Annotated in this window: 12 protein-coding genes and 1 rRNA gene; 11 read left to right on the top strand and 2 right to left on the bottom strand. The window is 71.0% G+C overall.

Going from position 1 to position 14,511, the window contains the following annotated elements:
* Window positions 1–74 precede the first annotated feature (74 nt).
* From ftsH to panC, 10 genes are all read left to right on the top strand, one after another.
* The gene (gene ftsH, locus ACQ3I4_RS13145; protein WP_329861906.1) at window positions 75–2,240 is read left to right on the top strand and encodes an ATP-dependent zinc metalloprotease FtsH; all 2,166 of its coding nucleotides are present in this window, start codon (window positions 75–77) and stop codon (window positions 2,238–2,240) included.
* A gap of 10 nt (window positions 2,241–2,250) precedes the next feature.
* Entirely contained in the window at window positions 2,251–2,862 is a 612-nt protein-coding gene (gene folE / locus ACQ3I4_RS13140) for a GTP cyclohydrolase I FolE (RefSeq protein WP_329861905.1), read from the top strand.
* 6 nt (window positions 2,863–2,868) lie between these two features.
* Window positions 2,869–3,822 carry a dihydropteroate synthase gene (gene folP, locus ACQ3I4_RS13135; protein ID WP_329861904.1) on the top strand — a complete coding sequence of 318 codons (954 nt, stop codon included), beginning with the start codon at window positions 2,869–2,871 and terminating at the stop codon, window positions 3,820–3,822.
* Window positions 3,823–3,824: 2 nt separating this feature from the next.
* Window positions 3,825–4,241, top strand: a complete 417-nt coding sequence (folB, locus tag ACQ3I4_RS13130) for a dihydroneopterin aldolase (RefSeq protein ID WP_430633711.1) — start codon at window positions 3,825–3,827, stop codon at window positions 4,239–4,241.
* Window positions 4,238–4,792, top strand: a complete 555-nt coding sequence (gene folK, locus ACQ3I4_RS13125) for a 2-amino-4-hydroxy-6-hydroxymethyldihydropteridine diphosphokinase (protein ID WP_329861902.1) — start codon at window positions 4,238–4,240, stop codon at window positions 4,790–4,792. Before folB ends, folK begins: the two co-directional genes overlap by 4 nt.
* 6 nt (window positions 4,793–4,798) lie before the next feature.
* On the top strand, window positions 4,799–5,341 hold the full coding sequence (locus tag ACQ3I4_RS13120) for a DUF3180 domain-containing protein (RefSeq protein ID WP_329861901.1): 543 nt from the start codon (window positions 4,799–4,801) through the stop codon (window positions 5,339–5,341).
* Window positions 5,322–5,834, top strand: coding sequence for a PH domain-containing protein (locus ACQ3I4_RS13115; RefSeq protein WP_329861900.1), 513 nt, complete (start codon window positions 5,322–5,324; stop codon window positions 5,832–5,834). The genes ACQ3I4_RS13120 and ACQ3I4_RS13115 overlap by 20 nt, the downstream gene beginning before the upstream one ends.
* Window positions 5,831–7,816 carry a PH domain-containing protein gene (locus ACQ3I4_RS13110; RefSeq protein ID WP_329861899.1) on the top strand — a complete coding sequence of 662 codons (1,986 nt, stop codon included), beginning with the start codon at window positions 5,831–5,833 and terminating at the stop codon, window positions 7,814–7,816. Before ACQ3I4_RS13115 ends, ACQ3I4_RS13110 begins: the two co-directional genes overlap by 4 nt.
* Window positions 7,809–8,702 (top strand): Rossmann-like and DUF2520 domain-containing protein, encoded by an 894-nt coding sequence (locus ACQ3I4_RS13105; RefSeq protein ID WP_329861898.1) that lies wholly within the window; start codon window positions 7,809–7,811, stop codon window positions 8,700–8,702. The genes ACQ3I4_RS13110 and ACQ3I4_RS13105 overlap by 8 nt, the downstream gene beginning before the upstream one ends.
* 189 nt (window positions 8,703–8,891) lie before the next feature.
* Window positions 8,892–9,743 carry a pantoate--beta-alanine ligase gene (gene panC, locus ACQ3I4_RS13100; RefSeq protein ID WP_430633731.1) on the top strand — a complete coding sequence of 284 codons (852 nt, stop codon included), beginning with the start codon at window positions 8,892–8,894 and terminating at the stop codon, window positions 9,741–9,743.
* A 161-nt stretch (window positions 9,744–9,904) separates the two neighbouring features.
* Here the strand turns inward: panC and ACQ3I4_RS13095 are convergent, their stop codons facing one another.
* Together ACQ3I4_RS13095 and ACQ3I4_RS13090 are read right to left on the bottom strand one after the other, a co-directional pair.
* The gene (locus ACQ3I4_RS13095) at window positions 9,905–10,621 is read right to left on the bottom strand and encodes an aminoglycoside phosphotransferase family protein (RefSeq protein WP_430633710.1); all 717 of its coding nucleotides are present in this window, start codon (window positions 10,619–10,621) and stop codon (window positions 9,905–9,907) included.
* Window positions 10,622–11,107: 486 nt separating this feature from the next.
* Window positions 11,108–12,097 carry an NAD(P)H-dependent flavin oxidoreductase gene (locus ACQ3I4_RS13090; protein WP_329861896.1) on the bottom strand — a complete coding sequence of 330 codons (990 nt, stop codon included), beginning with the start codon at window positions 12,095–12,097 and terminating at the stop codon, window positions 11,108–11,110.
* Between the two features lie 585 nt (window positions 12,098–12,682).
* On the opposite strand from ACQ3I4_RS13090, the gene ACQ3I4_RS13085 reads away from it, so the two are divergent.
* A 16S ribosomal RNA gene (locus ACQ3I4_RS13085) occupies window positions 12,683–14,208 on the top strand.
* The last annotated feature ends 303 nt before the right edge of the window (window positions 14,209–14,511 follow it).

Below are 14,511 nucleotides of genomic sequence, written 5' to 3'. Positions count from 1 at the left end.
TGCGATGCTGTAAGGCGACGCATCGCCGCCGCTCAGTTCGACCAGGAGGGACGGGGGACGGGACCCCCAACAGCATGAACGCCAAGAAGATCTTCAACAGCTGGGCCATCTGGGTCCTGATCGGCGTCGTCGCGCTGATCGTGTTCCTCCCCTCGCTGACCTCGAACAACACGGGCCGGCTGGACACGAGCGTCGGCCTGCAGCTGCTGCAGGAGGACAAGGCCACCGAGGCGAAGATCTTCGACGGCGACCAGCGCGTGGACCTCTCCCTCAAGGAGCCGTTCACCCTCGACGGCGTGGACAAGGGCACCAAGGTCTCCTTCTTCTACTCGGAGGCCCGCGCCGAGGACGTCATCGCGGCCATGGACGCCGCGGACCTGCAGGGCTTCACCGACCAGCCCGTGCAGAGCAACTGGTTCCTGAGCATGCTCGGCATCATCATCCCGTTCATGCTGATCGCCCTGCTGTTCTGGTTCCTGCTCTCCCGCGCCCAGGGTGGCGGCTCCAAGGTCATGCAGTTCGGCAAGTCCAAGGCGAAGCTCATCACCAAGGACATGCCCCAGGTCACCTTCGTCGACGTCGCGGGCGCCGAGGAGGCCGTGGAGGAGCTGCACGAGATCAAGGAGTTCCTCCAGGATCCCGCGAAGTTCCAGGCCGTCGGGGCCAAGATCCCCAAGGGCGTCCTGTTGTACGGCCCCCCGGGAACCGGCAAGACCCTGCTCGCCAAGGCCGTCGCGGGCGAGGCCGGTGTGCCCTTCTACTCCATCTCCGGCTCCGACTTCGTGGAGATGTTCGTCGGCGTCGGCGCCTCTCGCGTGCGTGACCTGTTCGAGCAGGCCAAGAACAACTCCCCGGCCATCATCTTCGTCGACGAGATCGACGCGGTCGGCCGCCACCGCGGCGCCGGCGTCGGCGGCGGCAACGACGAGCGCGAGCAGACCCTGAACCAGCTGCTCGTGGAGATGGACGGCTTCGACGCCAACACCAACGTCATCCTCATCGCCGCCACCAACCGCCCGGACGTCCTCGACCCGGCCCTGCTGCGTCCCGGCCGCTTCGACCGGCAGATCCCCGTCGAGGCCCCCGATCTGGCCGGCCGCGAGCAGATCCTGCGCGTGCACGCCAAGGGCAAGCCGATGACCGAGAACGTGGACCTGCACGCCGTCGCGAAGAAGACCCCCGGCTACACCGGCGCGGACCTGGCCAACGTGCTCAACGAGGCCGCGCTGCTCACGGCGCGCTCCAACGCCCAGCTCGTCGACGACCGCGCCCTCGACGAGGCGATCGACCGCGTCATGGCCGGACCGCAGAAGCGCTCGCGGCTCATGAAGGAGCACGAACGCAAGATCACCGCCTACCACGAGGGCGGGCACGCGCTCGTCGCCGCGGCGCTGCGCCACTCCGCCCCCGTCACTAAGGTCACGATCCTGCCCCGCGGCCGCGCGCTCGGCTACACCATGGTGGTCCCGGACGACGACAAGTACTCCGTGACCCGCAACGAGCTCCTGGACCAGCTCGCCTACGCGATGGGCGGCCGCGTGGCCGAGGAGATCATCTTCCACGACCCCTCGACGGGCGCGTCCAACGACATCGAGAAGGCCACCGCCACGGCCCGCAAGATGGTCACCCAGTACGGCATGAGCGAGCGCATCGGCGCCGTGAAGCTCGGCTCCGGCGGAGGCGAGCCCTTCCTGGGCCGCGACGCGGGCCACGACCGTGACTACTCGGAGTCCATCGCCGGGATCGTCGACCAGGAGGTGCGCGCCCTGATCGACGCCGCCCACGACGAGGCGTACGCGATCCTCACCGAGAACCGCCACGTCCTGGACCGCCTGGCCCTCGAGCTGCTCGAGCACGAGACCCTGAACCAGAAGGAGATCGCCGAGGTCTTCGCGGACATCGTCAAGCGCCCCGTGCGCGACGTCTGGCTCTCCAAGGACTCCCGGCCCGTGCACGAGCGCGGCCCCGTCCAGTCCCCGCGCGAGCGCCGGCAGGCCGAGGAGGCCGGACGGTCCCGCGACGCCGGTGAGGGGGAAGACGGCACCGGGCACTCCGACGTCGTCATCGATCCCTCCGGTGCCCCCGCGCTCCCGGGTGGAACGCCCGGTCCGGGAGGGAACGACGCCGGAGCAGGCGGCGGATTCCCGGGCGGCACCGGCGGCGCGCAGCCCGGTTCCGGGCCCTCCGCGGGGCCCGGGGGAACGGCTCCCGGCGGCGGTCCCGGCACGGGCGCAGGCTAGGATCGAGACTGTGACGGACATCGACGAGCTCAGCAGCAACGGCGCCCTGGCGGCGCCCGCCGTGGACCAGGACCGCATCGCGCGGGCCGTCCGCGACATCCTCGAGGCCATCGGGGAGGACCCGGACCGCGAGGGCCTGCGGGACACCCCGAAGCGGGTCGCCAAGGCCTACGCCGAGTTCTTCTCGGGGCTCCACCAGGACCCGGCCGAGCTGCTGGGGACGACGTTCGACATCGACCACGGCGAGCTCGTCCTGGTCAAGGACATCCCCTTCTACTCCACATGCGAGCACCACCTGGTTCCGTTCCACGGTTCCGCGCACATCGGCTACATCCCCGGTGCGAGCGGCCACGTCACGGGCCTGAGCAAGCTGGCCCGGCTCGTCGAGCTCTACGCCCGCCGCCCGCAGGTGCAGGAGCGCCTCACCACCCAGATCGTGGAAGCACTCATGACACACCTCGACCCCCGCGGGGCCATCGTCGTCGTCGAGTGCGAGCACATGTGCATGTCCATGCGGGGCGTCCGCAAGCCCGGAGCCAAGACGGTCACCAGCGCCGTCCGCGGCCAGCTGCGCGAACCGGCCACCCGCGCCGAGGCCATGAGCCTCATTCTCGGAAAGTAGGTCACCATGTCCCTCGGAGCCATCCCCGGAACCGGACCCGCCACCTCCCCCCTTCCCGTCATCCGCCCCGTCAAGGCGCCGCGCACCTTCGCGGACCTGCCGACGGACCGCACCCTGGTCATGGGCATCCTCAACGTCACCCAGGACTCCTTCAGCGACGGCGGCAAGTACGTCAAGGCCGACGACGCCATCAACCACGGCCTGCGCATGTTCTACGCCGGCGCGGACATCATCGACGTCGGCGGGGAGTCCACCCGGCCCGGCGCGGACTTCGTGGACCCGGCCGAGGAGCAGGGACGCATCCTGCCCGTCATCAAGGCCCTCGTGAAGGCCGGCGCGCTCGTGTCCGTGGACACGATGCACACCTCCACCGCGCGCGCGGCGCTCGACGCCGGCGCGCAGATCGTCAACGACGTCTCGGGGCTGACGCACGAGCCGGACATGCCGGCGCTCATCGCCGAGCGCAAGGTCCCCTACGTGCTCATGCACCGCCGGGGGGACGCGCAGTCCATGTCCACCGAGGCGGACTACCAGGACGTCGTCGCCGAGGTCGTCGCGGAGCTGCGCGAACTGCGCGACCGCTTCGTCGCCGCGGGCGTCGACCCGAAGCACATCATCGTGGACCCGGGACTGGGCTTCGCCAAGGACCACGCCCACAACTGGGCCCTGCTCGCCGGCCTCGACGAGCTGCGCGGGCTCGGCCACCCCGTGCTCGTCGGGACCTCCCGCAAGCGCTTCCTCGGCGCGCTGCTCTCCGAGGCCGGCAAGCCCGCCGCCCCGGCCGAGCGGGACACCGCGACGGCGGCGACGAGCGCGCTCGCCGCCGCCTCCGGGGCCTGGGGCGTGCGCGTGCACGACGTCGAGGGGACCCTCGACGCCGTCAAGGTCGCCACCGCCTGGGGCTCCGCGGGAGGCAACGGGGCTGTCCCGGCCGTCGCGGCGACCGGAGCCAGGGCCTAGCCGTGGCGGGGACCGCGGAGGCGGCGCGCGGGACGCGGAGCGCTCCCGGGACCAGGGCGCGGGACCTGATCAGCCTCAGCGGCATCACCGCGGTCGGCTACCACGGCGTGTTCGAGCACGAGAAGCGCAACGGGCAGCCGTTCGTCGTGGACGTCGTCCTGCATACCGACATCCGGGCGGCGGCGGCCTCCGACGACCTCGCGGACACCACCAACTACGGGGAGCTCGCCGAGGCGGTCAAGACCGAGGTCACGTCCGGTCCGTACGACCTCATCGAGACGCTCACGGAGCGCATCGCCGCGGTCGTCCTGGAGCGCTTTTCCGTCGAAGCCGTCGACGTCACCGTCCACAAGCCCAAGGCCCCCATCGAGGTGCCGTTCGGCGACGTATCCATCACGATCCACCGGGAGCGCGCATGAACGACGCAACCACGCCGGCCGGCACGCCGGACGGTCCGGCCGCGCCGGACGCCCCGAGGTCGCCCGTGACCGCGGTGCTCGCGCTCGGCTCGAACCTGGGCGAGCGCTCGGACACGCTCTCCAACGCCGTCGCCGACCTCGTCGCGCACCCCCAGATGCGGCTCTGCCAGGTCTCCGAGGTCGTGCAGACCCGGCCGGTCGGCGGGCCGGACGGTCAGCCGGACTACCTGAACATGGTGCTCGAGGTGGAGACGACCCTGGCGCCCGTGGCGCTGCTGCGCCACTGCCAGTCCGTCGAGGACGCCCACCACCGGGTCCGCGGGGTCCGGTGGGGGCCGCGCACGCTCGACGTCGACATCATCACCTACGGCGAGGTCGAGCTGGACCTTCCCGAGCTCACCATCCCGCACCCGCGGGCGGCCGAGCGCGCCTTCGTGCTGCAGCCGTGGGCGTGGATGGATCCGGACGCCCAGCTGGGCGGCACGCCGGTCGGCGAACTGGCGTCGCGGGCACCGGACCTCGACGGGCTCGAACCCTACGCCGGGGGCTGATCCGGCATGCAGGCCATCCGCCCCTTGTGGCTCCTGGCGATCGTCCTCGGTTCCGTCATCGCGGGCTGGGCCGGCCACCTGCTGACTTCCTCCAACGGGCTCGCGGCCCCGGTGCTGCATTGGACGTCGCTCATCACGATGGGCGCCGGATCCCTCATCACCCTGGGCTTCGGGCTGCGCGTCCGCCGGCACCAGCAGGCCCTGCGCGAGCGGCGCGAGCACGGGACGGGCGCCCCGAAGGCCCGCTCCGTGAAGCCGCTCAATCCCCTCGTCGCGGCGCGCACGCTCGTGCTCGCGCAGGCCACGGCCTATGCGGGGGCGATGATCCTCGGCTGGCACGCCGGCATCCTGATCGACCTCATGGGGGCGGTCCGCGCGGGCAGCCCGGCGGTGGTCTCATCCTTCGTGATGATGGCCGGAGCGGCCGTGATGATTATCGTGGGATGGTTGGTGGAGCAGTTCTGCAGGCTGCCACCGGACGGACCCGCGCCGGGCGCGGAACGCGACAGCAGGGAGGACAACGAGGGGTATGCCACAGGAACCAGTTGACCCGGAGGGCCTGGACTGGCGCCGCGTGTCCCCGCAGTACGCCACGGTGCGGCTCGTCGGCACCGCGATCACCGCGCTCGTCTTCACCGCCGTGCTCAGCGTCCCGCTCGTGCTGCGCCTCACCGGCGTCTGGCCCGGCTACCCCGCTTGGCTCGCGTGGGGAGTGCCCGCCGTCGTGGCCGTCCTGTTCCTCGTCTACCTCGCCGTCATCCCGCGCCAGGTGCGCGCCCTGGGCTACGCCGAGCGGGACGACGACCTGCTCGTGCGCTCCGGGATCCTCTTCCAGCAGGTCCTCGTGGTCCCCTACGGCCGCATGCAGTACGTCGACGTCGCCGTCGGCCCGATCGACCGCGCCCTGGGGCTGTGCACCGTGCAGCTGCACACCGCCGCGGGCAGCGTGACGGCCTCGATCCCGGGGCTCCCCGCCGCCGAGGGGGCCCGCTTGCGCGAGCAGCTCTCGGCCCGCGGCGAGGCGAGGCTGGCCGGGCTGTGAGCGAGCCGACCCCCGATTCGTCCGAGCCGGGCCGCGGCCCGGGGCCGGTCCCGCCCGAGCACGCGGCCCCGGCCGGCCAGCCGGCGCCTCCCGAGGTCCCGTGGACGCGCGTCCACCCGGTGTCCCCGCTCGTGCGCGGCTGGATCGCCCTCGTCGCGATCGCGTTCTTCTGGGGCCAGAACTGGGTCGACGACCTCGTCACGGCGGGGGAGGGTCCCGGCGGCTTCACGGTCGACGCCGACCTGCTCATCGTGCTCGGGATCGGCCTGGGCATCCTGCTCCTGATCGTCCTGGGCTTCTTCCTGTCCTGGTACTTCACCAAGTACCAGATCACCGAGCGCCACGTGAACGTGAACTCCGGCGTCGTGTTCCGCCAGCAGCGCCAGGCCCGGATCGACCGCGTCCAGGCGATCGACATCGCCCAGCCCCTCCTGGCCCGCATCGTCGGGCTGGCGGAGCTGAAGTTCGAGGTCGCCGACGGCGGCTCGACCGCGATGAACCTCGCCTTCGTCAAGCTCGACGAGGCCAAGCGGCTGCGCAACCTCATCCTCGCCCGGGCGGCGGGACTCAAGGCCCAGAACGACGCCGGGGCCGCGCCGTCCGCGCCGACGGCACCGGGGGGAGCGGCAACCGCAGGGGCGACGGGCGGCCCGGGGATCGCGGGTCCGGGAGCGCCGGGCGCCGGTGTCGACGGCCCCGGGACCGGGAACGCCCTCGGAGGGGTCCCGGATTCCGGAGCCGTCGATGGCCGGTCCGACGCCGGGGACGGCCCGTTCCACCCGGCCGTCGGGGCGGCAGGGACCTTCCCCGACGGGGCCATCGCGCCACCGGCCGGCGTCGCCGCCGGTGGCGCGGGAACCGCACCCGGGCACCCGGGCGGGGCCCCGGCGTCGTACGACGTCCCGCGCCAGACCGGCGCCGCCGTGCAGGAGACCGCGCCCGAGGCCGACGAGCGCGTCGTGGCGTCCGTCCCGCCGCTGCGCTTGCTCGGATCCGTCGTCGTGAACCCGTGGCTGTGGTTCGTCGTGGTCCTGATCGGCGGCGGCCTCCTGCTCTCGTCGCTGACCGACGGCGGGTTCTCCGTGGTGTTCCTGATCCCCGGACTCATCGGCCTGGTCCCATACCTGTGGGCCCAGTTCAACACGGGCTACAACTTCCGCGCCGCCATCGGGGCGGACGGGCTCCGGTTGAGCTACGGTCTGCTGGACACGCGCCACCAGACCGTCCCCCCGGGGCGCGTGCAGGCCGTCCAGGTCACGCAGGGCATCATCTGGAAGCGCTTCGGCTGGCACAAGATCGTCGTCAACGTCGCCGGCTACGGATCCGACGGCGAGAGCCGCTCCACCGTGCTGCCCGTCGGGACGCGGGAGGACGTCTTCAACGTGCTCTCCGTGATCCTGCCCGACGCCGGGACGGACCGGCCCGTCGAGCTCGTCGAGGCCGGGATCGCCGGCAGCGGCGACGCCGAGGGGTTCACCAACACCCCGCGGCGCGCGCGCCCGATCGCGCCCATCGCCTGGAGGCGCCAGGGGTTCACGGCCACCGGTACCGCCGTCGTGATCCGCACCGGCCGACTCGTGCGGCGCCTCGTCCTGGTCCCGCACGAGAGGACGCAGGGCATCACGCTGTCCCAGGGGCCGCTCGCGCGGCGCTTCGGCGTCGCGGACGTCGAGCTCGCGACGACGGACGGCCCCGTCTCCCCGCGGATCATCCAGGCCCCCGTCGATGCCGCCCGCGCCTTCTTCACCGAGCAGTCCGCCCGCGCCGCCGCCGCCCGGCACCTGCGCGACCGCGACCACTGGCTCGAGGAGCCCGCCGCGGCGGGCGTGCCGGCGGCATCCAGCGAACCGGGGCGCCCGGTCGCTCCGGCTGGGCCCGCCGTGGCGGAGCCGCTGGATGACGCCCATGCGCCGACCCGGCCCGCCGGGCCAGGGCGGCCGGCGGACCGCGCCGGCGCCGAGCAGGAGGACGAGCGTGGGTAGGCCGGGACGCCTGGGGATCGGCGTCATCGGTGCCGGCAAGGTCGGAGCGGTCCTCGGCGCGGCCCTGCGCGCCGCCGAGCACGCGGTGGTGGGCGTGCACGCCGTGTCGGAGGCCTCGCGCGAACGCGCCGAGATGCTCCTGCCGGATGTGCCCGTCCTGCCCATCCCGGAGATCGTCCGCCGCTCCGAGCTGGTCCTCCTGGCCGTGCCGGACGACGAGCTGGCACCCCTTGTCCGGGGTCTCGCCGAGGCCGGTCACTGGCAGGTCGGCCAGCTCGTGGTCCACACGGCAGGACGCTTCGGGACCGCCGTCCTGGAACCTGCGCGCGAGGCGGGCGCGATCCCGCTCGCCATCCACCCGGCCATGAGCTTCACCGGCATGAGCCTCGACCTGGTCCGGCTCCAGGACTGCCTGTTCGGGGTCACGGCGGCCGCGCCCGTCCTGCCGATCGCACAGGCGCTCGTCGTGGAGATGGGCGCCGAATCCACCGTGATCGCGGAGGAGGACCGGACGCTCTACCACGCGGCGCTCGCCCACGCCTCCAACCACCTGGTCACGATCACGGGCCAGTCCGCGGAGCTCTTGCGCTCGATCGGCATCGAGCGCCCCGACCGGGTGCTGGGGCCGCTCATGAGGGCCTCGCTCGAGAACGCCCTCGCGTCCGGTGAGGGCGCGTTGACGGGCCCGGTCGCCCGCGGCGACTCCGGCACGGTGGACGTCCACCGGGCGGCGCTCGTGCGCCACGGCGTCCCGGCCGACGTCCGCGCCGCCTACCTTTCGCTCGCCCGCGCCACGGCCCAGCGGGCGCTGGCCCGGGGGCTGCTCACGGAGGCCCAGGCCGCGGCGGTCCTCGACGCGCTCGGCCCCGCGGATCCCGCGTCGTAGACTGCTGCGGTGAACCAGACCCCCACCGCGCCGCGCATCGTGACGACCGTGGCAGAGCTCAAGGCCGCCACGCGTTCGCTCCTCGAAGCCGTCCACGAGGGCGCCCCGGCGTCGAACGCCGCTTCCCCCGGCACCGCACCAGGGGAGCAGCCCGGGGAAGCCGGTGCCCCGGAGTCGTCCTCCGCCCGTGTGGTCCCGGCCGCCGGAACGCGGCCCCGGACGCTGGGCCTCGTGCCCACGATGGGCGCGCTGCACGACGGCCACGCGGCGCTCGTCGCGCAGGCGCGCGCGCAGAACGACGTCGTCGTGGTCTCCGTGTTCGTCAACCGGCTCCAGTTCAACGACCCCGCCGACTTCGAGCGCTACCCGCGCACCCTCGACGAGGACGTCGCGCTGCTCGCGCGGGCCGGGGCCGACGTCGTGTTCGCGCCCGCCGAGGAGGAGGTCTACCCCGACGGCCCGCCCCTCGTGGCCGTCTCGAGCGGTCCCCTCGGCGGGAAGTTCGAGGGCGCCTCGCGGCCCGGGCACTTCGACGGCATGCTCGCGGTCGTCGCGAAGCTCCTGCACTACGGGGCCCCGCACCCGGAGACCGCCGTGCCGGTCCGCTACCGCGCCTACTTCGGGCAGAAGGACGCGCAGCAGCTGGCGATCATCCGCCGGCTCGTCGCGGATCTGGCGTACGACGTCGACATCGCCGCCGTGCCGATCGTCCGCTCCGGGGCGGGGCTGGCCCTCTCGAGCCGCAACCGCTTCCTGGGGGAGGCGGAGGCCGAGGCCGCGCTGGTCCTCTCGCGCGCACTGTTCCTGCTGAAGCAGCGCGCCGACGCGCACGAGCCGCTGGGCCTGGACGACGCCGAGGCCCTCATCCGCAGCCAGCCGCTCGTCGAGCTGGACTACCTCGAGGTCGTCGATCCCTCCACGCTGGAGCCGCTCGCGTTCAACTGCCGGGAGACCCCGTTCACGGGCGAGGCGCTCGCGCTCGTCGCAGCCCAGGTCGGTCCCGTCCGCCTCATCGACAACATGCCGCTCGGCGGGGCGTAGCCCCGAACGGTCCGTGGCGGCCGTGTGCCCGGCCGCCGCGTTGCCGGCCCTGTTCGCGGACGGCGCGACGCGGGTGTATTCCGGCCCGGGCCCGCCGTTGGCCCGCGGGCTTCGGGTCGGCGACGGCTCCCGTAGGGTTCCCTAGGGTTCCGTGGCGGCCCCTACCCGGGCCGGCGATGGGTCCGAGGGGACGCGAGCGCCTCGACGGTCCGGGCCAGCATGCGGCGGCCGTGCTCCTCGAACCCCTCGTCTCCCATGTCGTGGGACCAGACCACGGTGCCGAGCGACTGGCCCAGGTGGTCCAGCCAGCGCCCGGGCGTGAAGGGACCATCCGGGCGGCCGTAGCCCTCGAACAGCGCTGGCGCCAGGTCGGGATCGGCCAGGAACTCCTGGTGCTCGAGCCGGACGAGGTCGGTGTACCAGGGGCGGAGCTCGGCCCGGCCGAAGTCGATCAGGCCCAGCGTCCCGGTGGCGTCCACGATCCAGTTCCGCGGCTGGAAGTCCCCGTGGGTCGGCACGAGCTCCACGGGCGCGGGAACGAACCCGTCCAGCCACTTCCGGGCCGCGGCCAGATGCGGCGCGGGCGCCAGCGGCCGTCCGGCCGAGGGGCCCTCCGCGCGGTCGAGCCAGGACCGGCACTTGCGCAGCATCGTCGTCTCGTAGCGGCCCTTGTCCCGCGGTGATGACGTCGGACCGCAATGCAGCAGTGCGAGCATCCGCCCGGCCTGCCGGTAGGCGTCCGGATCGCCCGCTGCCGGCGTCCCCGTCGCGATCCGTCCCGGGAGGTACCGCGTGACGAGGAGCCCGGCATCGGCGTCGTACCTCAGGAGATCCGGCACGAGCGCGGGGCCGGCGTCGTACCTCAGGAGATCCGGCACGAGCGCCGGGCCTGGCTCCACCAGGGGCCCCGGCCGCGCCCCTAGGTTCGGCCCGCCATCCGCGGCCCGGCCCGGCCTCGGATGGGGGCCGGCGTCCTGGCCCGTGGCCCTGCCCGCGGCCGGCCGCCGTTGTCCGTCCGTTGCCCGGAGCCGCACCGCGCAGGGGAGCCAGCCACTCCCGGTGCGCCCGCGCTTCACGCGCCAGATGGTGGGAGGTCTCCGAGGCCTTGAGGATGAGCGTCCCGTCAGGTGCCTCGAAGCGCAGCACGGTGATGCCGAACGGCCAGCTGTGGTCCACCGTGCCCCGGGCTTCGGGGAACCACTCCCGCAGAAGCGCCCGTTGGGCGGCGCTCAGCGCCGGATGCTCCCACGGTGCGCCTCCGCCGGGGCCGTCGGGCTCAGCCACGGGGGCCCCCGGATGTCCTCGCTACCGGCCCGCAGCCGGAACCAGGGGCCTTCCGCGCCGCGGCGTCCGACGCGCGGAGGTCACCAGGCATGGGCCGCACGCGCGAGGTGTCCCCTGAAGCCCGCGAGTTCCGCGACGAGCTCCGCCGCCGATCCCGGGCCGCCGAGACCCGCGCCCTCGCCGGCATAGACGGGAGCCTGGGACGCGTCCCCTGCGGCACGCGCCGACTGGATGCCGTCGCGGATGCCGGGGTCCGCCGCGACGGCCGCCTCGAGCGCCGCCTCGTGTCCCGCCCAGCGTCCGCTGAAGTCGTTGCGCAGGGCGCGGCCGCCGTACTCGCGTGGCCACGGGATGCCTTGGGCGATGTCGAAGGCGCGGGTGTAGACGGTTCCGTCGAGACGCGCGGAGGAGATCGCCTCCTTGACCTGCGGCTTGCCCAACGCCTCCGAGCAGGCCGCGAAGCGCGTGCCGACCCACGCCGCCGCGGCGCCCGCGGCCAGGACGGCGGCCACGCCACGGGCCGTCGCGATCCCTCCCGCGGCGACCACGGGCTTGTCGGTGGCATCGAACGCCCACTGCAGGAGGGGAAGGGTCGCCGCCTCGTTGCGTCCGTGGCCTCCGCCCTCGCCGCCGCGGCACACGACGACGTCGATGTCGTCCTCCAGCGCCCGGCGCAGCTCGGCCGCGTTCCCGACCTGCATGGCAGTCGCGACGCCGGCCGCGCGGGCCAGTTCCGCCGCCGGGCCCGGATCCCCGAAGCTGACGCAGATCAGGGCCGGCGAGTGATCGAGAAGTACACGCACGGGATCCAGTGACGATTCGAGGACCCAGGCCATGAGGCCCGCGCCCCACGGGAGGTCCGGGGCCGCGGCGAGGACGGCCTGTTCATGGATCCACTGTGGCGTGGCCTCTCCTCCGATTCCGACCATGCCGAGTCCGCCCGCGCGGCTGACGGCCGCCGCGAGGGCACCGCCGGCCGCCCCTGCCATCGGGGCATTGATGATCGGCTCGGCCAGGACCGGCAGCCCGGTCCGGGACGGAGTACGTGGGGAAGACGGTTCGGTAGCCATGGGGCCAGTCTAGGAAGGTCCCCTGACGCTGTGATGCAAACCTCAGGACGCGGTTTGCGGGGCAGCGGGCCAGGCGGGTGGCCGAAGGGGGCCGGATCCCAGTGTTCACGCGGAGTTTCGACGGGGGACGCCCCGATTTGGCATTGCCTCCGGGGGAGTGTAAAGTTTTCTGAGTCGCCGGGACGAGGACAGCGGAAACGCTGAAGATCGCGAGGCGGCCAAACCCTTCAAATTCAGTCCGAAAAGGACCGCGGTGCTCTGCGCCACGGAATCGATCGGATGAACCGCGAAGAGTACCGAAGATCAGCCGGAAACGGTGGATTTGCGGGACGACACGCAGTAGGGTAGCTTGGACAAGTTGCTCCAGAGCGCAGCAGCCGGCCGGTTGGGTTGGTTGTGGAGGCTGGATGTGCCTGTTGTTTGAGAACTCAATAGTGTGCCATGTTTGTTGACACCGATTTTTGTATTGGTGAATGGCTTTTCTGGTGCCACCCCCGTGGTGCTGGGAGGGTTTTTTGCCGGGATTTTTTGACTTGGTGCAGCTGGGTCCGCATTTTCCTGTGGGTTTGGTTGTGTCTGTATTTTTTTACGGAGAGTTTGATCCTGGCTCAGGATGAACGCTGGCGGCGTGCTTAACACATGCAAGTCGAACGATGATGCCCAGCTTGCTGGGTGGATTAGTGGCGAACGGGTGAGTAACACGTGAGCAACCTGCCCCCGACTCTGGGATAAGCCTGGGAAACTGGGTCTAATACCGGATATGACCGGCCACCGCATGGTGTGTTGGTGGAAAGATTCATTGGTTGGGGATGGGCTCGCGGCCTATCAGCTTGTTGGTGGGGTAATGGCCTACCAAGGCGACGACGGGTAGCCGGCCTGAGAGGGTGACCGGCCACACTGGGACTGAGACACGGCCCAGACTCCTACGGGAGGCAGCAGTGGGGAATATTGCACAATGGGCGCAAGCCTGATGCAGCGACGCCGCGTGAGGGATGACGGCCTTCGGGTTGTAAACCTCTTTCAGTAGGGAAGAAGCGCAAGTGACGGTACCTGCAGAAGAAGCGCCGGCTAACTACGTGCCAGCAGCCGCGGTAATACGTAGGGCGCGAGCGTTATCCGGAATTATTGGGCGTAAAGAGCTCGTAGGCGGTTTGTCGCGTCTGCCGTGAAAGTCCGGGGCTCAACCCCGGATCTGCGGTGGGTACGGGCAGGCTAGAGTGCTGTAGGGGAGACTGGAATTCCTGGTGTAGCGGTGAAATGCGCAGATATCAGGAGGAACACCGATGGCGAAGGCAGGTCTCTGGGCAGTAACTGACGCTGAGGAGCGAAAGCATGGGGAGCGAACAGGATTAGATACCCTGGTAGTCCATGCCGTAAACGTTGGGCACTAGATGTGGGGGACATTCCACGTTTTCCGCGTCGTAGCTAACGCATTAAGTGCCCCGCCTGGGGAGTACGGCCGCAAGGCTAAAACTCAAAGGAATTGACGGGGGCCCGCACAAGCGGCGGAGCATGCGGATTAATTCGATGCAACGCGAAGAACCTTACCAAGGCTTGACATGGGCCGGACCGGGCTGGAAACAGTCCTTCCCCTTTGGGGCCGGTTCACAGGTGGTGCATGGTTGTCGTCAGCTCGTGTCGTGAGATGTTGGGTTAAGTCCCGCAACGAGCGCAACCCTCGTTCCATGTTGCCAGCGGGTTATGCCGGGGACTCATGGGAGACTGCCGGGGTCAACTCGGAGGAAGGTGGGGACGACGTCAAATCATCATGCCCCTTATGTCTTGGGCTTCACGCATGCTACAATGGCCGGTACAAAGGGTTGCGATACTGTGAGGTGGAGCTAATCCCAAAAAGCCGGTCTCAGTTCGGATTGGGGTCTGCAACTCGACCCCATGAAGTCGGAGTCGCTAGTAATCGCAGATCAGCAACGCTGCGGTGAATACGTTCCCGGGCCTTGTACACACCGCCCGTCAAGTCACGAAAGTTGGTAACACCCGAAGCCGGTGGCCCAACCCCTTGTGGGAGGGAGCCGTCGAAGGTGGGACCGGCGATTGGGACTAAGTCGTAACAAGGTAGCCGTACCGGAAGGTGCGGCTGGATCACCTCCTTTCTAAGGAGCAGCTAGCACTTATCCGCCGGGGATGCATGTCCTTTGGTGGTGGTGTTCAGTGTTTGCCCGTTGCCGCCACGGATGTTGGCGGGCGGGCGCTCATGGGTGGAATGTCGATGAATCGTGGCCTGGGATCTTGCTGGTCCCCTGTTCGTGAGTACGCCTGGTCCGTGCGCCCCCTTTTTGTGGGGTGTGTGGGTGGGGTGGGAAAGCGGTGGGGGGTTGGTGGTCCCGGGTCCATGGCACACTGTTGGGCCCTGAAGCAACAGGCGCCCTGCCTGAGCCGGTGTTCGTGCCGGGGGG

Source organism: Zafaria sp. Z1313 (genome assembly GCF_050563205.1).
Lineage (GTDB): Bacteria > Actinomycetota > Actinomycetes > Actinomycetales > Micrococcaceae > JAZDCJ01.
The sequence above is the reverse complement of the archived record's forward strand: the minus strand, read 5'-3'. Positions and strand labels throughout refer to the sequence as shown.